The sequence below is a fragment of the Paraburkholderia phenoliruptrix genome (genome assembly GCF_902859825.1).
Taxonomy (GTDB): domain Bacteria; phylum Pseudomonadota; class Gammaproteobacteria; order Burkholderiales; family Burkholderiaceae; genus Paraburkholderia; species Paraburkholderia phenoliruptrix.
On the sequence record NZ_CADIKB010000001.1, the window covers coordinates 331,192 to 351,802 of the forward strand.

Consider the following 20,611-nt stretch of genomic DNA (forward strand, 5'->3'; position numbering starts at 1 on the left):
TATCTCGAAAAAATGCATCAAATTTCGGTAAGAATTTCACGCGCCTGTAATAGGCCATACGGGACGGGTTTCCGAGCCTCGTTAGGAATTGTCTGACCCGTGAAAACCCTTGTCTGGCGGGGCGCTCGGCGTATCGTCCGCGCAACAGCAGATGGTTGTGCGCACAACCGGTAAATAAGACTGAAGCGAGCAAAGAGGAAAAGCCAACGCGGACTATGTAATAAATGCCGCATTCTTTTTGCGCTTTGGGGACAGATTAAAGTTGTAACGGATCGGTGCCGCCCCAGTTACAAACCGCGGCGACTTTGTAACTTCTTGGGTAAGGATCAGCAACCGGTGCGGCGCACGCGCTCGACTTCGAGTCCGAAGGCCGGGCGCAGGCGTGTGCCGAGCACGTTGCCGGCAAAGGCAGCGGCGAGCCACAGCCAGCCGTGCAGGCTGCCCGAGACGATGCCGCTGAAGTACGCGCCGATGTTACAGCCGTAGGCGAGCCGCGCGCCGTAGCCGAGCAGCAGGCCGCCCACCACCGCGGCGATCAGCGAGCGCGCCGGCACTTTCCAGACGGGTGCGTAACGCCCGGCCAGCGCGGCGGCGGCCATGGCGCCGAGAATGATGCCGACGTCCATGACCGTGGTGACGTCATGTGTAACAGGCGCGGCGAGCGCACCCGCATTCGCGCCGGCCGCCCAGTACGGCCAACTGGCGACATCCACGCCCAGCGCCGCAAAAAGCTTCGCGCCCCACAGCGCGAACGCCGAAGTCACGCCCCATGGGCGGCCCGACAGCGCGAGCGTCGCGAAATTGAGCAGCACGAGAGCGATCGCGCCGGCAAAGAGCGGCCACGGCCCTTGCAGCCACGGCGAGGCGCGCGGCGGGCGCACCGGCTCATTGACGAGGCGTCCGTGCCGGCGCCGCTCGATGAATACGGTCAGCGCCGCGATCGCTGCGAAAATCGCCAGATTCAGCGCAATGGCGGGGCCCGCGCCGAGCGTCTTGACCATCGAAAGCGGCTTGAGCGACGGCAGCGCGGTCCAGAACGGCATATGCGCCGTGGCCACGACCGAGCCGGTTACAAATGCCGCGAGGGTGACGATCATCCGCGTGCTGCCGCCGCCGACCGTGTACAGCGTGCCCGACGCACACCCGCCGCCGAGCTGCATGCCGACGCCGAACATGAAAGCGCCGACCAGCACCGAGGTGCCCGCGGGCGCTACCAGCCCGACGACGGGGTGCCCGAACAGGCTGCCGGACGCCAGCGCCGGAAAAAACAGAGTCACGCCGACGGCGAGCATCAGCATTTGCGCGCGCAGCCCGGCGCCGCGGCCATCGGCGATAAATACGCGCCAGGCCGACGTGAAGCCGAACGCCGCGTGATAAAGCGACAGGCCGAGCAGCGCGCCGACTATATAGAGTGCGGCCTGGCGGCCGCTGACCGTCTGCGCCAGATAGACGGCGCCTAGCGCGATCAGCAGAAGCGCCGCGGCAAGCGGTTTCGGATTGAGGTCGAAGCGGCGGGGCGCGCGGGAAAGCGAAGTGGAAAGTTCGGACATGATGAGTACGCAGGCGACTCACGCGCGCCTGCGGCTCGCGGGCGTCGTCCTGTGGCAGGGGAAAGGTGCAATGGGAATCGAAAAAGATAGCATGTCGGGCTGATTCGCGCAGACGGGCGGCGGGGCGGCAGACGGTGGCCGCTTGCGACGAAATGGGGCGGGTGCGGCGCTGAGAGGCGTCAACTGTTCAAGCGCCGACGGTTGATGGGCGGCAGCGCGCTCGGTGTTGAGGCGCCGGCTGTACTCAGGCCCAGACGCAGACGGCGGCATCGGCCGCCCGTCCGAGCGCCGGACCCGTCCGCGCCGCAGTCCCCGAGCGCGCGCTCAAGCCCCCGCTGTTCTCTGCTCGCCAGCGCCGCCCACGGGCTGGCTCTGCGCCGCTTCGCGCAATGCCGCCGCGGTTTGCGGATCGGCGGGGAAGAACGCTTCAATGGCGAGTTCCGAGAGTGTCACGTCGACGGGCGTACCGAATACCGTCGTCGTGCTGAAAAACGACAGCTCGCCGAGCGGCGTGCGCAGCCGCAGCGGCACGGCGATCTGGTTGAGCGGACTGTCGCCGGCGTCGGGCGCTTCGGCGCCGGGCGGGGGCGGGTAGGCGGCCAGCTCGTCGCGCAAGGCGCGAAGCGTGTCGTCGGCGCTCACGTCGATTTGCCGTTGCAGCCGGGCGAGCACATGTTCGCGCCATGCGTGCCAGTTGACGATCGACGTGGCAATGCCGTCCGGGTGCAGGCTGAGCCGCAACGCGTTGACGGGCGGCTTCAGCAGGTCCGGACTCGCGCCCGCGACGAGCGGCGCGAGCGCATTGTTGGTCGCGACGATGGTCCAGTGACGGTCGATGGCCAGTGCCGGATACGGCTCGTGGCCCTTCAACACGAGCTCGACGGCCTCGCGCGCGGCGCTCAGCTGCGGATCCGCCAGCGGGCGTTCGCGAAAGAGCGGCGCGTAACCCGCCGCGATCAGCAGCGCGTTGCGCGCGCGTAGCGGCACGTCGAGCCGCTCGGCGAGATGCATCACCATTTCGCGGCTCGGCATCGCGCGGCCGGACTCGACGAAGCTCAGATGCCGCGTCGAAATGTCGGCTTCGGCGGCGAGCAGCAATTGGCTCATTCGGCGCCGCTGGCGCCATTCGCGCAGCAGATCGCCGACGCTGCGGCTAGCCGTGGGCGGCGCGGACGGGGCGCCTTGAGCTAGAGAAAGTGTGTTCATGCCGCCGATGATAGCCAAAGCGCCGCGCGGCAATCCATTACCTGCGAGGTAAAGCGGGCCGCGCGCCGGGGCACCACGCTGCACGTCACCGCGCTCCGCCGCGCATGACTGCGTAACCCAGCCTCGTGGCCGGTCATGGCATCTCGGCGCATTGCGCACCCCGCCACCCGCGCTGCGCAACCATTACCTCTCACGTAATCGACCGGCGCCGTGCAAACCGCGAATCTTCACTCCGAGCCCGCCGCATCCGGCCCGGATGCCGAGCGTAGCGCTCAATCCAGTCACAGGAGCAGGAAATGAACGCGCATACCGATCTGATCGACCGCTATTTCGACGCATGGAACGAGACCGATGGCGCGCGCCGCCGCGAGCTGATCGCCGCGACCTGGGCGAGCGATGCCGACTACCGCGACCCGCTGATGGCCGGCTCGGGCCACGACGGCATCGACGCGATGATTCGTGCCGTGCAGGAGCGCTTTGCCGGCCACACGTTTCGCCGCTCGACGGACGTCGACGGGTTCGGCAACCGCCTGCGCTTTTCGTGGGAACTGCTGACGCCCGCCGGCGACGCGCTCGTCAAGGGTTCCGACTTCGGCACCGTCGACGCGCACGGGCGTCTGCAGACGGTAACCGGCTTCCTCGATCAGGTGCCGGCGGGCGCCTGACCAACCGCCGCTCACCGACGTCGCAGCCATCACCGCCGCCACCGCTCATCGTTCAGGGAGATCATCATGCACGAGCCCGCCAGCATCACGGCTCACTCGCCCGCCACACGGTTCGCGCGCTTCGCGGGCGCCATCGACGCGCTCTTGGGCGCGATCGCCGGCTTCGCGCTTCTCGCCGGCACGCGCGCGTTCATGTTCACCGCGTTGCTCGGCTGGCGCGAACCGGTGCTGAGCGGCGCGGGGTTCGTGCTGCTCGCGGCGATCGGATGGCTGCGGTGGCGTTGCCGCGGCAAGGCGCGTGCCCGGCGCGTCGTGCGCGGCGCACTGAATCTCCGAAGTGCGCGGCGTTGCTTGCTACAATCGTTTGCCGCATGGCATCAAGGCAATCCATTCGAATAACCGCAAGCAATCTGCACGGAGACACAGTGCTAAAAAATCTCGATCCCCTGCTCAACGCCGACATCCTGCATGCACTCCGCTCAATGGGCCACGGCGACGAAGTCGTGATTTGCGACGCCAACTTTCCCGGCGATTCCGTGGCGCATTCCACGGTGCTCGGCAAGCTGCTGCGTCTTGACGGCGTCAGCTCGCCGCGCGCGGTCCGCGCCGTGCTGTCGGTGCTGCCGCTCGACACCTTCATCGAACAACCGGCGTCGCGCATGGAAGTCGTCGGCGAGCCGCATACCCTTCCCGCAGTGCAGCGCGAAGCGCAGATCGAGGTCAATGCCGCCGAAGGCCGCGAGGTGCCGTTTGCACCCATCGAACGCTTCGCATTTTATGAGCGCGCGCGCAAAGCCTATTGCGTGATTGCGACGGGCGAAGAGCGCGGCTACGGCTGCTTCGTCTTCACGAAAGGCGTGTTGCTCGCGCCGGATGCGCCGCGCTCGTAGCCTTTGCCGCCGGGTTTCGTCGGCGGAGGCGTTCAGGTCGTTCGTGGCCGGGCAAGCGACTGCCCGCCTTGGAAAGCGCGGGCAATGAACCTATGCTCGGAGGCAAGCAGGGAACTGCTGCCTTTCAGCCGGGTCTGCTGCTTATTCATCTACAGGAGCACCTCATGACGCGTCCCGTCGATTCCGGCGTTATTCTCATCGCGCGTATCGCGCTCGCCGTTCTATTCCTGTGGGGCGGCGTGATGAAACTGCTGGGTTATGCGGGTTTTGTCGGCTACCTGCATTCGAAGGGCGTGCCGTTCGTGCAGATTGCCGCGCCGATCGCCACCGCCGTCGAGGCATTGGGCGGGCTCTTGCTGATCGTCGGCTTCAAGGTGCGTCCGCTCGCGCTCATCATGGCGGTTTATACCGTGGCCACGGCGGTGCTCGGCCACGATTTCTGGAATGTGACCGACGCCGCCCTGCAGCGCGACATGGTGATCCATTTCTGGAAAAACATCGGTATTGCCGGCGGTTTTCTGCTGCTGTTCGTGACCGGCGCGGGGCGTATCAGCATCGACGGTGCGCGCGCGCCGCGCGGCGGGCTCGGGCTCTGAGCAAGGGCGCGTTCGCCGGTCCGCTGGTTTTGCCTTGCTGTATTCGGCTGCAATCAAGGGAGCACATATGATTCAAAGTTTCGAGCAATCCATTGGCGGCAAGGTGCTGCAGTTGTGCGCGAGTCTGGGCGAAGGGCCCACGCCGCATCGCGTGATCATCAGCCTCGCCGATTCCGCGAAAACGCTGGTCATTCTGGATGCCTCCGGATTCCTCGGCACGATCAAGGCTGAGATCGAAGAGCCGGAAAAACTGATCGCCGATGCAATCAGCAAGGCGCAAAGCGAAGGGTTGATCGAAGCCGCGATCACGACCGGCACGATTCAGGAAGCGCGGCTGTAGCGCGTGCCCGTCGCTGTGTGCCGTGGTGCAAGGCACGCTTGCGGCGCGCTGGCGCCTGGTTGACGTACCGCTGACGACCCCGCGGCCGCAAGCCGCCGGGGTCGTTTTTTCGTGAGCCGGGAGCAAAGACGCGGCGAAATGATATGCCGCGCGTCGTCGAGACGACGACATGATCGGCAAATGCAAGCAGACCACGCGACGGTCAAAGCCAGGCGCCGGAGCCGGGCGCCAAATCCCGGCGCGCCTCACCGCGAATTGCCGACCCGCACTGAATCCGCTCGGCGCTGCTCTGGCGCCGACGAATGCGGCCGCGGATGCACGAGGCAGCTCATCACGCCGCCCAACACCAGCAGTCCGACCGAAATGGCGGTCGCCGCCTGCATGCCCGCCACAATCTGCGTCGCCGCCGAGCCGCCGGCCAGCGCGCCGAATGCCGCCACACCCACCGCGCCGCCCGCCTGACGCGCCGTATTCAATACCGCCGATGCCGTGCCCGCGCGCCGTGCCTCCGCCGATGCCAGCACGGCGGTGGTCATCGCCGGCACCGCGAGCCCCATTCCCGACGGAATCATCAGGAACGGCACCAGCAAGCCGACGAGCGGCGTGCCGGCATCGACGAAATGCAGCAGCCCGTAGCCGAGCCCGGCCGTGATCGCACCGGCGATCATCGGCACACGCACGCCGAAGCGGCCGACCACCCAGCCGCTCGCGACGTTCGATACCAGGAAGCCGCCCGTCAGCGGCAAAAACGCGAGGCCGGCCTGCAACGGCGTGTAGCCGCGCGCCCGCTGCAGGTACAGGCTGAGCACGAACACCATCCCGTAATAGGTCATGTTCACGCAGATGCCGAACACCACGGCTGCGCTGAAGCTGCGCTTGCCGAAGAGCGAGAGCGGCAGCATCGGCGCGCGCGCCCGCGCCTCGACCGCGACGAACGCCGCGCCTGCGAGCGCCGCCAGCACGAAGCCGCCTGCGACAAGCGGATGGCTCAATCCGAGCGGCCGCCATTCGATCACTGCGGCGACGAAGGCGGTCAGCGCGACGATCGCGAGCGACTGACCGCCGAGATCGATGCCGCGCAGACTTGCATCGGCTTTCGCGGCGTCGTGCGGGGCCGAGCGGGCCGCTTGCGGGCGCGGGATCCACAGCAGCGTCGCCAGAAAGCCCGCCGCGCAAATCGGCAGATTGACGAGAAAAATGCTGCGCCAGCCGAAAGCCGCGATCAGAAGGCCGCCCGCCACCGGCCCCGCGGCGATGGAGATCGCGCCCGAGGCTGTCCACAGGCCGACCGCGCGGGCACGCAGTTTGGGATCGTGTCCATACGCCTGGTTCAGCAGCGCGAGCGAATTCGGCAACATGGCGGCGGCGCCGACCCCTTGCAGCGCGCGCGCCGCGACGAGCATCGGCGCATCGAGCGCGACGCCGCACGCGAGCGAGGCCAGCGCGAACAGCACCATGCCCGCTGCATACAGGCGGCGCGCGCCGAAGCGGTCGCCGAGCGCGCCGGCCGACAGCATCAGCACGGCGAAGGCGAGCGTGTAGGCGTCCACGACCCATTGCAGGCCCGCGACGTTCGCGCGCAGATTCCCGCCGATTTCCGGCAACGCGATATTGACGATAGTCACGTCGAGCTGCGTGACGACGAAGCCGACGCTGACGGTCGCGAGCACGCGGCCGAGGGCGGGCGAAGCGGATGTTTTTAAGGAGTTCATGCGACACATCGTAGGCCGATCCGGCGTTCAATGTTTCGGGGCGGCGTGAAGTGTCGATGTCGGAACAAAGGGCGCGGTGCGGCGCCGGGAGCAACGAAAACGGCGCGTCCGAAGGCGCGCCGTTTCTGTCATGAGCGTAACAGCCGGATCAGCGCTTCTTCGGCGCGTCCTTGATGAGGAAGGTGGTCAGCGCGCCGAGCACGCAGATCGCGCCGACATAGAGCGGCGGCGCCATCGGATTGGACTTCATCATCAGCGAAACGGCGATCGGCGTGAGTCCGCCGAACACCGCATACGCGACGTTGTACGAAAACGAAATGCCGGAAAAGCGCACCACCGGCGGGAAGGCTTTCACCATCACGAACGGAATCGCGCCGATCACACCGACCAGAAAGCCGGTCACGCCGTACAGCGGCACGAGCGTGGAGGTGTCGACGGCGAGCTGCTGGAACATCGCGTAGTAGGTCACGGCGAGCGCGAGGCCGCCGATGAAGATCGTGCGCCCCGCGCCGACGCGCCCCGCGATCGAGCCCGCCATCACGCAGCCGACGGTCAGGCACAGCGTCGCGACGCAGTTCGCGAGCAGCGCGGTGGCCGGCGCAATGTGGAACTGCTTTTGCAGCAGCGTCGGCGTCATCAGAATCACGACGACGATCGCGGCGGACAGCATCCACGTGAGCAGCATCGACACGATGACCGCACGGCCGTGATCGCGCAGCACGGCCTTGAGCGGCACTTCGGCGGCAATCGCCTTACGCTGCTTGAGTTCGGCGAACACCGGCGTTTCGTGCAGCCAGCGGCGCAGGTAGACCGAGAACATGCCGAACACGCCGCCGATCAGAAACGGAATGCGCCAGGCGTAATCCGCGATCTCGGCGGGCGCGAACTGGCGATTGACCGCCGACGCGATCAGCGAGCCGAGCAGAATGCCTGCCGTGAGGCCGGCCGTCAGCGTGCCGCACGCGTAGCCGATGTGCCGCTCGGGCACGTGCTCGGAGACGAACACCCAGGCGCCCGGCACTTCGCCGCCCACAGCTGCGCCTTGCATCACGCGAAACAGCAGCAACAGGACCGGCGCCATCACGCCGATGCTCGCGTAGGTGGGCAACAGGCCCATCATCAGCGTCGGCACGGACATGAGCAGCACGGAAAGCGTGAACATGCGCTTGCGGCCGAATAGGTCGCCGAAATGCGCCATGATGATGCCGCCGAGCGGCCGTGCCAGATACCCCGCGGCGAAGATGCCGAAGGTCTGTACCTGGCGCAGCCAGTCGGGCATCGTCGCCGGGAAAAACAGCTGGCCGATGGCCGGCGCGAAAAACACGAAGATGATGAAGTCGTAGAACTCGAGCGCGCCGCCCAAGGCCGCGAGGCCGAGCGTTTTATAGTCGCTGCGCCCGAGCGGGCGTGGGGTGACAGCCTGCGCTCCACCCAGATTTGTCGCTTGCATTGCTATGTCGTTGTCTTGAATGGAAAACCACGTGTGGCGTGGAAAAACGGCACTCGTCGGCGAGAAGTGTGGCAACGGCTGGGTAGAGCGCGGGACACCGGCGCGCCGGACCGGGTAGGGCGGCGCGATGACGAAAGAAGCCAGCCCGCGATTTTACAGGATCAATGCGAATTGCTTCGGGAAGTGCTTAATTCGATTGGGAAAGTTCCGCATGCGCCGCGGATTGGGCGGCTTTGACGAAAACCGCGGCGAGGCTTGCGCAGACGCTTGTAGTCCGTTGGCCATTCGGCGATCGGATCGGTCAGAGCCGCGCCTAAATTCGGATTGATCCTATGGGATAGGGCGGGTGGGCCTTCGAGAATCGCGTCCACGCCATCTGTTAAGAGTCATCCCATGCGCATTGCCATTCTCCAACGCGATCCCGTCGTGCGTCAGTCGATTGAGAAAATCCTGACGGCTGCAGGCCATACCTGCGCAGGCTATGACGACGGCTTGACCATGTCGAAAACGCTGGCTCGTTCCACCGTGGATCTGCTGGTGCTGGACTGGCACGGCACGCGTCTGTCGGGCACGGAGGTGCTGAGAACGGCGCGCGCGGTCGGCGGTGACCGCTTACCGGTGATCTTCGTGTCGCGGGAAGCGTCGGAGGAGAGCATGGTGCGCGCGTTCGTCAACGGCGCGGACGACTACGTCGCGCTGCCGCTGCGTCCGGCGGAGTTCCGCGAGCGCGTCACGGCGCTCTTGCGGCGCGCCTATCCGGACCGCTTCGGCACCGCGAGCTTCGACGTGGGGCCGTACCGCTTCGACACGCATCGCCAGATCGTGATGCTGCGCGGCCAGCCGGTCGCCTTGTCGGGCACGCAATACCGGCTGGCCTCGTTGTTTTTCTCGAACATCGGCCGCGTGATGTCGCGCGATCACATTTTCGCGATGGTGTGGGGCCGCGAATTCCGCGAGTTCACCCGCACCATCGACAGCCACGTGTCGCGGCTGCGTCTGTTGCTCGAAATCGAGCCGCAAAACGAGTTTCGGCTGCAGCCGGTTTATAAGAGCGGCTACAGGCTGCTGCATCTGCGTCACGACGATGCCGCGCACGCGCAGCAGCAGGCCGCCTGAAGCCCTCTCGCTCGCTCAAAGGCTCGGCAGTGCCGGCCGCGTTTCAAGCGACTTGCGGATCAGCGCTTCAACGGCGGCGCGCTCGTCACCCGCCAGCGGCAGGCGCGGCGGACGCACCGGCTCCGTGCCGAGTCCCACCATCGCCTCGGCGAGCTTGATGTTCTGAACGAGCTTCGGCGAGACGTCGAGCGCGAGCAGCGGCGCGAACCAGCGGTAGATGGCTCGGGCTTCTTCCAGCCGTCCCGCTTTCAGCAGTTTGTAGATCGCCACCGTCTCATGCGGAAACGCGCACACGAGACCGGCCACCCAGCCATGCGCGCCCATCAGGATCGCTTCCATCGCGAGGTTGTCGACCCCGCACAGAATCGCGAAGCGGTCGCCGACTGCGTTGATCAGATCGGTCACGCGCCGCACGTCCCCGCACGATTCCTTGATCGCGACGATTTTCTTTTCGTCGGCGATTTCCGCAAACATGTCGGGCGTCATGTCCACGCCGTAAGCAAGCGGATTGTTGTAGATCATGAGCGGCAGCGCGCTTGCGTCGGCGACGCTGCGAAAATGATGCAGCGTCTCGCGACGATCCGACAGATAGCGCAGGCCCGGCAGCACCATGAAACCGGCGGCGCCGCGACGGCTGCCGGCTTCGGCCTGGCGGCACGCGTCGAGCGTGCTGTTTTCCGCGATGGTCAGCAGCACCGGCACGCGGCCGCGCGAAGCTTCCACGGCGATGTCGAGGACCTGCAGCTTTTCGTCGAGCGAGAGCGTCGACGCCTCGCCGAGCGATCCGCAGACGATGATGCCGTCCACGCCCGCGTCGATCTGCGCTTCAATATTCTTGCCGGTCCACGCCCGGTCTATGCTGAAATCCGCGTTGAACTTGGTGGTGACCGCCGGCAATACGCCTTCCCAGATATGCGCCACGACTGCTCTCCTGAATGTGATGAGTCAAGCGCAGTGTAAGCAGCGAAAACGCCGCCGTCTTGCGCGAATCGCGCGTGGCGGATGACGATTTCGGCACAGTGCGGCCGGTGATGGAGCGCGGGCGTTCGGCTGCGCCGCGGGCAGGCCGCGCGTGATGCTCAACCTTAGATCCGTCGCGGCGCCATCCTGGATGAGCGAGCGGGCCTTGTTGCTGCGGCGTGCCGCAGGCGTGTTCAAGGCGGGTGAGAACAGTCCGGCGTCCTCGACCGATGACCTGATCCGTGCTGCGAACTATGCCGAAATCGTCACAATCCACGCGCACGCGCACCAAGACTCGCGCGTGCGCCGTTCCTACCATGTGCGTCATGAAAACGCTCAATATCATCGACTCCCACACCGGCGGTGAACCGACCCGCCTTGTCGTGTCGGGCGGCCCGGACCTCGGCGGCGGAACGCTCGCGCAGCGGCTCGACGTATTTCGCACCCGCTTCGACGACTGGCGCGCCGGCATCGTCACCGAACCGCGCGGCTCGGACGTGGTGGTCGGCGCGCTGCTGTGCGAGCCCGACGATCCGTCGTGCGCCGCGGGCGTGATCTTTTTCAACAACGTCGGCTATCTCGGCATGTGCGGGCACGGCACGATCGGCCTCGTGGTGTCGCTCGCGCACCTGGGGCGCATCGCGCCGGGGCGTCATCGCATCGAAACACCCGTTGGCGTGGTGGAAGCCACGCTCAATGACGACGGCAGTGTCGCGGTGCGCAACGTGCCGGCCTATCGCTATCGCAAGGCCGTGCAGGTGGAGGTGCCCGGTCACGGCGTGCTGACGGGCGACATCGGCTGGGGCGGCAACTGGTTCTTTCTCGTCGCGGAGCATGGCCGTTCGCTCGAGGCGGCGCGTATCCCCGAGTTGACGGCGTTCAGCTCGGCGATTCGCGACGCGCTCATCGCGCAGGGCATCACGGGCGGCGAGGGCGCGCTGATCGACCATATCGAACTCTTTGGGCCGGGTTCGCGCGACGGCATCGACAGCCGCAGTTTCGTGCTGTGTCCGGGCAACGCGTACGACCGCTCGCCGTGCGGCACAGGCACGAGCGCGAAAGTCGCCTGCCTCGCGGCAGACGGCAAGCTCGCCGAAGGCGCGGTGTGGCGGCAGGAAAGCATTATCGGCAGCGTGTTCGAGGCGAGTTACCGGCGTGCGGGCGACGATGTCCGCGACGGCGTCAGCGACGGCGTCCGCGTCATTCCAACCATCACGGGTCATGCGTATATTGCGGCGGAAGGGCGGCTTTGCTTCGACGAGCGCGATCCGTTCGCATGGGGCATCCGCACGGCATGACGGCGGATGCGTTGATTGTCGGCGCGGGCATCGTGGGCGCGGCCTGTGCGGCCGAGCTGGCCGCGCTCGGCATGCAGGTCGAGGTGCTCGACGCACAAGGCGTCGGCGGCGGCGCGACGGCGGCCGGCATGGGCCATATTGTCGTAATGAACGACTCGCCGGCGGAACTGGCGCTGTCGCTGTATTCGCGCGACCTGTGGCTGCAGCTCGCGCCGCAGTTGCGCGCGCGCGACGCCTTCGCGCGCTGCGGCACGCTCTGGCTCGCCGCCGACGAAGAAGAATGGCAAGCCGCCCACGCCATGCAGGCCGCTTACGAAGCACAGGGCGTCTCGGCGGAACTGCTCGACGCGTCCGCGCTGCGCCAATGCGAGCCGGCGGTGGCGGCGTCGCTCGTCGGCGGTTTGCGGATTCCGCACGACAGCATCGTTTATGCGCCGACGGCTGCGGAGTGGCTGCTGACGCAATCGCCGGCGTCCGCGACAATCGGCGTGCGGCTCGGCGCGCCGGTCGTCCGCGTGGATCCGACCGGTGTCACACTCGCCAATGGCGAGCGGCGCGGTGCGCGGCATGTGATCGTCGCGAACGGGCTGGGCGCTCGCGAGCTGTTGCCCACGCTGCCCCTGCAGCCGAAGAAAGGTCATCTGCTGATCACGGACCGCTATCCCGAGCTGATCCATCATCAGCTGCTCGAGCTCGGCTACATCAAGAGCGCGCATCATGCGAGCGGAACGTCCGTCGCTTTCAATGCGCAGCCGCGGCCGACGGGGCAACTGCTGATCGGCTCGTCGCGCCAGTTCGACACCACCGACCCGGCGGTCGAGCTGCCCGTGCTCGCGCAGATGCTGCAGCGCGCGGCCCACTATCTGCCGATGCTGCCGCAGCTCAACGGCATTCGCGCATGGACCGGCTTTCGCGCCGCCTCGCCCGACGGCTTGCCGCTGATCGGTCCGGCCGGCGATCACGCGCCCGGCGTGTGGCTGGCCGTCGGTCATGAGGGCCTGGGTGTGACGACATCGCTCGCGACGGCGAAACTGCTTGCCGCGCAGATCGTCGGACAGGCCGCGGCGATTCCCGTCGAACCTTACTTGCCGGGCCGGTTTGTGCACGAGGTGGCGCATGAGTGAGAGCGGCGCGGTGCGCATTCGGGTGAAGATCGACGGCCTTGCGCTCGAGGTCGACCCGGGCACGACCGTGGCAGCGGCGCTGGTGCTGGCGGGCGCGTCGGGCGGCACGCGGCTCTCCGTGCGCGGCGAGCCGCGCGCCGCGTTCTGCGGCATGGGCGTCTGTCAGGAATGCCGCGTGACGATAGACGGCCGCGCGCACGTGCTCGCGTGTCAGACGCTGTGCCGCGACGGCCAGATGGTGAACACGCAGAAGGCGATTACGCGATGAAACGGCAACTTCCGATTGTGTGGAGAGAGACTCGCCGGCTATGGCCGGCCGCGCCGCGCGCGACACGCGGATGCACAATCACATCTCGTCGCTGCACCGCGAACGCGGATCGCCTCCGCGGCAAGCGCCAGCCTCTGCGCGAGGCACAGGTGGATCCATCGTGAGCCAGCACTTCGACGTCATCGTAGCCGGCGCGGGTCCGGCGGGCCTACATGCCGCGCTCGTGTCGGCCGGCGAGGGCGCGCGCGTCGCGTTGCTCGACGACAACCCGCGCGCCGGCGGCCAGATCTGGCGTCAAGGGCCAGGCAGTGTGGCGCAGGCGCCGCTCGTCAACCTGCTCGCCGATCTTTCCCGCCGCGCCAACTTCACTCATTTTCCGTCGACGCGCGTCATCGCGCCGCTTGCGCCGCGCGGGCTGCTGGTCGAATCGGCGGAACACGGCGGGCTGCGCATGACCTACGGGCGGCTGATTCTGGCGACGGGCGCGCGCGAGCGCTTGCTGCCGTTCGCCGGCTGGACCTTGCCCGGCGTGACGGGCGCAGGCGCGCTGCAGGCGCTGATCAAGGGCGGCATGCCGGTGCGCGGCGAACGCGTCGTGATTGCCGGCAGCGGTCCGTTGCTGATCGCCGCATTGAGCACCGCGCGCGCGGCGGGGGCGCGCGTGCTCGCGGTGGTGGAGCAGGCGCCGGCTGCGCGCGTTGCGCGCTTTGGCGCTTCGCTGCTGCGCGAACCGGCGAAGCTGCGGCAGGCCGTCGGCATGACGCGCGGCTTCGCCGGCGTCTCTTATTGGACCAGCAGCTTGGTCGAGGCCGCGCATGGCGCGGGCCATGTGCAACAGGTCACGATCCGGCGCGGCGAGCGCAGGGTGACGCTCGATTGCGAGCGCGTCGCGTGCGGCTTCGGATTGGTGCCGAACGTCGCACTTGCGCAAGCGCTGGGTTGTGCGATCGACGAAGCGGGCGCCATTGCTGTCGATGACGCCCAGCGGACTTCGGTCGACGGTGTGTTTGCGGCGGGCGAATGCACCGGCGTGGGCGGCGCGGAACTCGCCGGGGTCGAGGGCGAGATCGCGGGGTGGGGGGCGAGCGGCGGCAGCGTGAGTGGCGTGAGTCGCGCGAGCGGCGCCCTGCAAGCCCGGCGCGCGCGCTGGCGCCGCTTCGCGGCATGCGTCGAATCCGCCTTCGCATTGCAACCGGCCGCCTGCACGCCACCCTCCGACGGCACGCTGCTATGCCGCTGCGAAGATGTCACGCTCGGCGAAGTGCGCGCATTCGGCACCTGGCGCGACGCGAAGCTGCACACCCGCTGCGGAATGGGCGCGTGCCAGGGAAAGATTTGCGGCACCGCGGCGAGCGTGTACTTCGGCTGGCCGTCCGCCGCGCCGCGTCCGCCGTTCAGCCCAACGCAAATCGGCACGCTGATGGCGGCCGCTGCAGAGGCGCCGCAAGGCGAATGACCCCCGCGACTTGTCGCCGCCACGTGCTCATTGCCGCCGCCACGCGCTTATTGTCGGCGCATGCGGCTTTATAATCGACGGCGCATGCAATGCGAATCGAATGATCGCAGGCCACGCGTCAAGGCAGCAGCGCTCGCCGCTGTGCCTTACACACGGCTCGGATCCACGGGACCCGCACGATGAACACGCTGGCTCATCAATTCTCACCTGACGAAGCAACCCTGTCCGGCATGCTCGCGCATTTCAGGCAGCTCGAGCCCGTGTTCGACGCGCTGCCCGACGTCGTCTTTTTCGTGAAGGACGCCGACGCGCGCTACGCGCTCGTGAACCGCACGCTTGCTTCGCGCTGCGGTTTCAAGGACAAGGCGGCGCTGCTCGGCAAGACCGCCGAGGACGTGTTTCCGCGCCGCTTCGGCCGCATTTACACGGCGCAGGACGAGGGCGTCATTCATGTCGGCAATCAGATGACCGATCAGCTGGAGTTACATCTTTATCCCGGACGTCAGCCTGGCTGGTGTCTGACGAGCAAGCAGCCGTTGCGCGACGCGGCAGGCAAAGTGGTCGGGCTCGCCGGTATTTCGCGCGATCTGAAGGCGGACGAAAGCAGTCATCCCGCTTACAGCAGGCTCGCCGCGGTGGTGCAGTTCATCCAGGACAACTACGTGCAGCCGTTGAACCTCAAACAATTGGCTGCGATGGCGGATATGTCGGTCGCGCAGCTGGAGCGCTATTTCCACAAGGTGTTTCACCTGACGCCGCGCCAGGTGCTGCTGAAGACGCGGCTCGACGCCGCCACCGCGCTGCTGCTGTCGCACGATAAGGTCACCGACGTCGCCGCGCTATGCGGCTACACCGATCACAGCGCCTTTACGCGGCAATTCAAGGCGACGGTCGGCGTCACGCCGACCGAATACCGGATGCTGTTGCACAGCACGTCGAGGAACTGACGCTCGGCTTATGGCTCGCCGCAAGCATCATTATTACGTGTACGTCGTCGTGCTCGACGACAAGGTCTGGAACGAGGCGCGTTTTCGCCGCGCGAATCCGGATTACCGGTTCGACAAGCCGTGCGTGTATGTGGGGATGACCGGGCTCGATCCCGATCTGCGTTTCGACCGGCACAAGGCCGGCATTCAGGCGAATCGCTATGTGCGCGATTACGGCTTGCGCCTCGTGCCCGAGCTGTATGAAGTGTTCAATCCGATGCCGTATCGCGGCGCACAGGAAATGGAAGTGGAACTGGCAATCGGGCTGCGCGAAGCGGGATACGGTGTATGGCAGGCGTAAGCGGCGTTATTTGACGCCGAGTCCGCGCAGCACGGCATTGCCCTCGGGCGTCAGGCGGATGCGCGCGCCGCCCGCTTCGTTTGAAATCGTTTCGATCAAGCCCGCTTCGTGCAGTTGCGGAATCTCGGGTTTCGCGGATGCGTCGATCGGCGCGTGCAGCAGGAGCAGCAGCGTCGCCAGTTCGTGATGGCTCAGCAGGCGGCGCAGGATGGTGGGGCGCCTCGCCGGCGCCGCGGTGTCGTTGCTATGCTGTTCGGGCTGGTTCATGGTGCGCACCTCGTGCGGTAGTGTCCGAGGCATGATGGGGACGAAGTCTTAAACGATTCTTAAGAAGCATTGTCCTGTAACACCGTGACACGAAGATGGCACCAGCGTCGCACCGGCGCGCCTTGCCAACCCTTGACAGCCGGCTTCCCGCCGCGTTGCAACGCTTACGGCGCGCAGGTTTTCGCGGCGCTTTCGATCCACAGATTGTTGGCGTGGCGCTTGCCCGCGTAGAAGCGGTAAGTGGTCGCTCCATTGTCGCTGCGCACCTTGATGACGTTCGAATCGCCGAAGTCGAGCATCTGGCCTTGCGGGATCGACGTGGATTTGAACGCGGCGTCGTGGTTGGAGGCCAGTTGCGTCAGGCAGGCCACGACGTCGTTGACCGAGCGCTGCGTGGTGGTGTCTGTGACCGGCTCGCCGGCATCCGGGTTCTTCTGAAAGTAGGCGCAAGCGCTGAGAAGGAGGGGAACTGACAGGACTACGGCAAACTTCTTCATATCTCTCCTGGCGTTGGATTCGGCCGGCGGTGTGGGCGGGCGGACCCGAGGCTGCGCGAGCGCTCCCGTCGCAAACACCGCTGCGACCGGACCGGCGACACAGCCGCGCGGCGCGGACCGCAAGTCAGGCCTCATTATATCGGGCGATGGCTCGCCTTCAGCCGATAGCGCACGGCCCGTGCCTGAATGAGGGAGAGCCTGAGCGGCTGAGGGGTGGAAGCTTGCGCGGTTCAGGGCCGAGGCCGGCAAGCGGCCAGCGTTAAGCCGCAATCGTCAAGCCGCGGCCAACCACCCCAGTCCGCCGCCTATCTCCGCCGCTGCGCCTGCGCCGCGAGCCGCACCGCCGCATTGCCCGCGCCGTAGCCGTCATAACCGCCGCGCCGCTCGACGATTTCCATGAAAAAGCGCTGGTCCAGCTGCTCCGTGTAAGCGTGGAAAAACTCCCCGCCGCGCTCGTCGCGGTCATAGAGGATGTTGTGCTCGCGCAGCGCGTCCAAAGTGTCGTCCGGCAACGCGTAGCGGGCGGCAAGGTCGTCGTAGTAATTACGCGGGATGCGCAGCACGGGCAAACCATCGGCGACGAATTCGGGAATCGCGCTGAAGATGTCGCTCGTGCTGAAGGCCACGTGATTGAGCCCCGAGCCGTGATAAGTATGCAGCGCCTCGGCCACCGCCGTATGGTGATCCACCGACGCATTCAGCACCACGCGGACCGAGCCGTCGCGGCTGCGCAGCGCGCGGCTGCGCACGAGTCCATACGGATCGGGCACGAGCACGCCCGGCTCGGCCTCGAAGCCGAAGGCGGTGCGCAGAAACAGCACCCACGTATCCAGCGAATTCGCCGGCACCGCAAGACACACGTGATCGATGCGGCTAAGCGGGCCCACTTCCGCCGGGCCGTTAATGTCCGTAAGGATGAAGTCGGCTTCGAACAACGTCGGCTGATCCGGCGTTTCGTCGACGAAATAATTGAGGCTGCCGTCGGGCGCCTGCACCGCGGGCAGCACCCGTTCGTTCGGGCCGACCTGGCCGGAAAAAGGCGCGTAGCCGAAGCCTGCTGCGCGCTCGAACGCCTGCCTCGCGTCGTCGACACGAAACGCCGACGCGCACAGCGACAAACCATGCTGCTGGAAAAACGCATTGGCAAACGAATCGGGCTCGGCGTTCAGCACGATCGACGCGGCGCCGTGCTGATACAGCGTGACATCTTTCGAACGATGCTGGCCCGCCTGGCGAAAACGCAGCTTGCCGAGCCAGTCGGCGAGATGTGCGCGCGTGGTGTGATCCACGGCGAATTCGAGGAACTGATAGCCGACGTGCGCGGGCGCCGCCGGCGGCTCGTAAAGCTCGCCGACGGGTTGCCGCGAGGTTTCAAGCAGCGCACGCGCCTGCTCCTCGAGAAACAGAAGCGAACGATGTCCGTCCGCCGCGGTGATCGTGGTCGGCGCGGCGCGGAAACCGTCGTTGAAAATTTCCAGCGAAAGCGGGCCCGTGTAGCCCGATTTGACGACCTGGGCGGTGAAGTTCGCGACGTCGAAGTCGCCCTGACCGGGAAAACAGCGGTAGTGGCGGCTCCATTCGAGCACGTCCATTGCAAGCTTCGGGGCGTCGGCGATCTGCACGAATGCGATGCGTTCGCCTGGAATATCCGCGATGCCCTCAACGGTGTCGTTGAGCGACAGCGTGTGGAAGCTGTCGAGCACGAGCCCGAGGTTCGGATGGTTCACCGCGTTCACGAGCTTCCACGCGTGCCGGTAGGTCTTGACGTGCTTGCCCCACGCGAGCGCTTCGTAACCCGCGATCACGCCGGCCGCTTGTGCCGCCTGCGCGAGCGCGCCGAGCTGGTCGGTCATCAGCGCGTCGTCGCAGAGGGTGTCCGGCGACACGTTGCTGCACACCAGAATGCGGTCCGTGCCCAGTTCGTGCATGACGTCGAATTTGCGTTTCGCCCGGTCCAGGTTGCGCGCGAGACGCTCGGCGCTCACGCCGTCGAAATCGCGGAACGGCTGGAACAGCATGATTTTCAGGCCGAGATCTTCGGCGATGCGCCGTACGTCGGCGGGCGAGCCGTCGAAATACAGCAGATCGTTTTCGAAGATCTCGACACCCTCGAAGCCCGCCGCCTGGATCGCGGTCAGCTTCTCGACGAGGGTGCCGCTGATCGACACGGTGGCAATCGAACGTTGCATGTACAGCTCCTGCGAAGACAGTCGGGCGGCTAGCACGGATATGCGTTGCGGCGCTGCGGAGGGCCTTTCCGGCCTTTCCGGCCGCCATGTTGCGATGCGCAAAATGGGCCAGTTCGTTACTTCGACAGCAAGAGGCGGGCCAGAATTTCCCAAGATATGCGCATTTTCGGACAGTCTATACAAACTAACTAGATGGTACAAATTCGTATAAACCCCGAATGACGGCGCCGGCCGATGCGCGCACACTTCGCCATACGTTGAGAAGCGTTATGAGTTTCCGGCCGTCGCTTCTGGTTCTATCCGATCGAGACAATCATGACTTTTGCGTCCGTACTGGTCCTCAATGGACCGAACCTCAATCTGCTCGGCACACGCGAGCCGGCCATCTACGGCTCCGAAACGCTCGACGACGTCGCCCGGCTTTGCCGCGACGCGGGCGAGCGCCTCGACCTGGCAGTCGATTTCTGCCAGTCGAACGCCGAGCACCAACTGATCGACTGGCTGCACGCGGCGCGCACCAAGGTCGACGGAATTGTCATCAACCCGGCTGCGTTCACGCACACCTCGGTCGCGATCGCCGACGCGCTCTCTGCCATTCAGAAGCCCGTGATCGAAGTCCACATTTCGAACGTGCATCGGCGCGAAGCGTTCCGCCATCACTCGTATGTCTCGGCGGTGGCGGAGGGGATCATCGTCGGTTGCGGTACGCAAGGCTATGTGCTCGCGCTCGAGCGAATGGCGACCCTCCTTAAGAATAGGGCGGCCAAATGAACATGCCAGCGAAGACGCCTGCGGACACGCCAATGAGCGCAAAAACGGCCGCGCAGGCCACTGCCGGATCCTATCTGGTCGGGCTGATCGGCGCGGGCATCGGCGGCTCGCTGAGCCCCGCGATGCATGAGGAAGAAGGCAGCCGGCTCGGCTTGCATTACGTGTACCGCCGCATCGACCTCGAAGCATTGAAGCTCGACGTATCGGCACTGCCAGAGTTGCTGCTTGCCGCCGAACGAATGGGATTCAACGGTCTGAACATTACCTACCCGTGCAAGCAGGCGGTCATTCCTCTACTCGACGAATTGTCCGACGATGCCCGCGCGCTCGGAGCCGTCAACACGGTGCTTTTCGAGGACGGCAAGCGCATCGGCTACAACACGGACTGGTCCGGCTTCGCCCGCGCGTTTCAACGCGGCCTGCCCGACGTCTCGCTCGAACGCGTCGTGCAACTGGGCGCGGGCGGCGCCGGCGCCGCGGTGGCGCATGCGGCGCTCGCCATGGGCGCACAAACGCTCACGCTGTTCGACGTCGATGCGGCGCGAGCCGCAGCGCTTGCCGCGGAATTGCAAAAACGTTTCGCAGACCGAACTGTCAGCGCGGGCGCGTCGACAGATGCTGCGCTCGGCGCAACGCTCGCCGCCGCGAACGGCCTCATTCACGCCACGCCCACCGGCATGGCCAAGCTGCCGGGCCTGCCGTTGCCGGCGCAATTGCTGCATCGCGATCTGTGGGTCGCGGACATCGTCTATTTCCCGATTCGCACGGCGCTATTGCAGGCAGCCGAAGCGCTCGGCTGCCGCACGTTGTCGGGCGGCGGCATGGCGGTGTACCAGGCAGTCGACGCCATGCGCATTTTCACGGGGCTGGAGCCCGATGCCGAGCGCGTCTATACGCATTTCCAGTCGCTGCTGGAACGCTAACCGGTAGCGCACGCCGGTAAATGACGGATACCTAATCAGTTAGAGG

Annotated in this window: 22 protein-coding genes; 14 read left to right on the plus strand and 8 right to left on the minus strand. The window is 66.2% G+C overall.

Going from position 1 to position 20,611, the window contains the following annotated elements:
* Positions 1-326 precede the first annotated feature (326 nt).
* Both HV711_RS01535 and HV711_RS01540 read right to left on the minus strand, forming a co-directional pair.
* Positions 327-1,550, minus strand: a complete 1,224-nt coding sequence (locus tag HV711_RS01535) for a YeeE/YedE family protein (protein WP_035480256.1) — start codon at positions 1,548-1,550, stop codon at positions 327-329.
* Positions 1,551-1,874: 324 nt separating this feature from the next.
* Positions 1,875-2,756, minus strand: a complete 882-nt coding sequence (locus HV711_RS01540) for a helix-turn-helix domain-containing protein (protein WP_051224101.1) — start codon at positions 2,754-2,756, stop codon at positions 1,875-1,877.
* A 296-nt stretch (positions 2,757-3,052) separates the two neighbouring features.
* Between HV711_RS01540 and HV711_RS01545 the strand changes: the two genes are divergently transcribed.
* From HV711_RS01545 to HV711_RS01565, 5 genes are all read left to right on the plus strand, one after another.
* Complete coding sequence (locus tag HV711_RS01545) at positions 3,053-3,421, plus strand: nuclear transport factor 2 family protein (protein WP_013590638.1); 369 nt, start codon at positions 3,053-3,055, stop codon at positions 3,419-3,421.
* Positions 3,422-3,487: 66 nt separating this feature from the next.
* Positions 3,488-3,820, plus strand: a complete 333-nt coding sequence (locus HV711_RS01550; RefSeq protein ID WP_244142616.1) for a hypothetical protein — start codon at positions 3,488-3,490, stop codon at positions 3,818-3,820.
* 26 nt (positions 3,821-3,846) lie between these two features.
* Positions 3,847-4,311 carry an RbsD/FucU family protein gene (locus HV711_RS01555; RefSeq protein WP_013590636.1) on the plus strand — a complete coding sequence of 155 codons (465 nt, stop codon included), beginning with the start codon at positions 3,847-3,849 and terminating at the stop codon, positions 4,309-4,311.
* A 164-nt stretch (positions 4,312-4,475) separates the two neighbouring features.
* Positions 4,476-4,907 carry a DoxX family protein gene (locus HV711_RS01560; protein WP_013590635.1) on the plus strand — a complete coding sequence of 144 codons (432 nt, stop codon included), beginning with the start codon at positions 4,476-4,478 and terminating at the stop codon, positions 4,905-4,907.
* A gap of 67 nt (positions 4,908-4,974) precedes the next feature.
* A complete protein-coding gene (locus HV711_RS01565; RefSeq protein WP_014972163.1) occupies positions 4,975-5,247 on the plus strand; it encodes a hypothetical protein in 273 nt (90 codons plus the stop codon).
* Positions 5,248-5,492: 245 nt separating this feature from the next.
* Here the strand turns inward: HV711_RS01565 and HV711_RS01570 are convergent, their stop codons facing one another.
* Entirely contained in the window at positions 5,493-6,968 is a 1,476-nt protein-coding gene (locus tag HV711_RS01570; protein ID WP_082201445.1) for an MFS transporter, read from the minus strand.
* 139 nt (positions 6,969-7,107) lie between these two features.
* Positions 7,108-8,409 carry an MFS transporter gene (locus HV711_RS01575; RefSeq protein ID WP_035480264.1) on the minus strand — a complete coding sequence of 434 codons (1,302 nt, stop codon included), beginning with the start codon at positions 8,407-8,409 and terminating at the stop codon, positions 7,108-7,110.
* Positions 8,410-8,802: 393 nt separating this feature from the next.
* On the opposite strand from HV711_RS01575, the gene HV711_RS01580 reads away from it, so the two are divergent.
* Entirely contained in the window at positions 8,803-9,525 is a 723-nt protein-coding gene (locus HV711_RS01580; RefSeq protein WP_013590631.1) for a response regulator transcription factor, read from the plus strand.
* A 15-nt stretch (positions 9,526-9,540) separates the two neighbouring features.
* On the opposite strand, the gene HV711_RS01585 is transcribed toward HV711_RS01580, so the two are convergent.
* On the minus strand, positions 9,541-10,446 hold the full coding sequence (locus HV711_RS01585; protein ID WP_013590630.1) for a dihydrodipicolinate synthase family protein: 906 nt from the start codon (positions 10,444-10,446) through the stop codon (positions 9,541-9,543).
* A gap of 356 nt (positions 10,447-10,802) precedes the next feature.
* On the opposite strand from HV711_RS01585, the gene HV711_RS01590 reads away from it, so the two are divergent.
* The 6 genes from HV711_RS01590 to HV711_RS01615 all read left to right on the plus strand — a co-directional run bounded on the left by HV711_RS01590 (position 10,803) and on the right by HV711_RS01615 (position 15,918).
* Entirely contained in the window at positions 10,803-11,783 is a 981-nt protein-coding gene (locus HV711_RS01590; protein WP_035480266.1) for a 4-hydroxyproline epimerase, read from the plus strand.
* A complete protein-coding gene (locus HV711_RS01595) occupies positions 11,780-12,907 on the plus strand; it encodes an NAD(P)/FAD-dependent oxidoreductase (RefSeq protein WP_035480345.1) in 1,128 nt (375 codons plus the stop codon). Before HV711_RS01590 ends, HV711_RS01595 begins: the two co-directional genes overlap by 4 nt.
* On the plus strand, positions 12,900-13,175 hold the full coding sequence (locus HV711_RS01600) for a 2Fe-2S iron-sulfur cluster-binding protein (protein ID WP_035480267.1): 276 nt from the start codon (positions 12,900-12,902) through the stop codon (positions 13,173-13,175). Before HV711_RS01595 ends, HV711_RS01600 begins: the two co-directional genes overlap by 8 nt.
* A 160-nt stretch (positions 13,176-13,335) precedes the next feature.
* Positions 13,336-14,631, plus strand: coding sequence for an NAD(P)/FAD-dependent oxidoreductase (locus HV711_RS01605; RefSeq protein WP_035480347.1), 1,296 nt, complete (start codon positions 13,336-13,338; stop codon positions 14,629-14,631).
* 179 nt (positions 14,632-14,810) lie between these two features.
* Positions 14,811-15,578 (plus strand): AraC family transcriptional regulator, encoded by a 768-nt coding sequence (locus HV711_RS01610; RefSeq protein WP_035480268.1) that lies wholly within the window; start codon positions 14,811-14,813, stop codon positions 15,576-15,578.
* Between the two features lie 10 nt (positions 15,579-15,588).
* Positions 15,589-15,918: a hypothetical protein gene (locus tag HV711_RS01615; RefSeq protein ID WP_013590624.1), complete on the plus strand. Its 330-nt coding sequence runs from the start codon at positions 15,589-15,591 to the stop codon at positions 15,916-15,918.
* A 6-nt stretch (positions 15,919-15,924) separates the two neighbouring features.
* Here the strand turns inward: HV711_RS01615 and HV711_RS01620 are convergent, their stop codons facing one another.
* The 3 genes from HV711_RS01620 to HV711_RS01630 all read right to left on the minus strand — a co-directional run bounded on the left by HV711_RS01620 (position 15,925) and on the right by HV711_RS01630 (position 18,871).
* On the minus strand, positions 15,925-16,185 hold the full coding sequence (locus HV711_RS01620; protein ID WP_013590623.1) for a hypothetical protein: 261 nt from the start codon (positions 16,183-16,185) through the stop codon (positions 15,925-15,927).
* A 164-nt stretch (positions 16,186-16,349) separates the two neighbouring features.
* Complete coding sequence (locus HV711_RS01625; protein ID WP_013590622.1) at positions 16,350-16,682, minus strand: hypothetical protein; 333 nt, start codon at positions 16,680-16,682, stop codon at positions 16,350-16,352.
* 305 nt (positions 16,683-16,987) lie between these two features.
* On the minus strand, positions 16,988-18,871 hold the full coding sequence (locus HV711_RS01630) for a bifunctional sugar phosphate isomerase/epimerase/4-hydroxyphenylpyruvate dioxygenase family protein (RefSeq protein ID WP_014972152.1): 1,884 nt from the start codon (positions 18,869-18,871) through the stop codon (positions 16,988-16,990).
* Between the two features lie 315 nt (positions 18,872-19,186).
* Between HV711_RS01630 and aroQ the strand changes: the two genes are divergently transcribed.
* A complete protein-coding gene (gene aroQ, locus HV711_RS01635) occupies positions 19,187-19,642 on the plus strand; it encodes a type II 3-dehydroquinate dehydratase (RefSeq protein ID WP_013590620.1) in 456 nt (151 codons plus the stop codon).
* A complete protein-coding gene (locus tag HV711_RS01640) occupies positions 19,639-20,565 on the plus strand; it encodes a shikimate dehydrogenase (RefSeq protein WP_035480270.1) in 927 nt (308 codons plus the stop codon). Before aroQ ends, HV711_RS01640 begins: the two co-directional genes overlap by 4 nt.
* Positions 20,566-20,611: the final 46 nt, after the last annotated feature.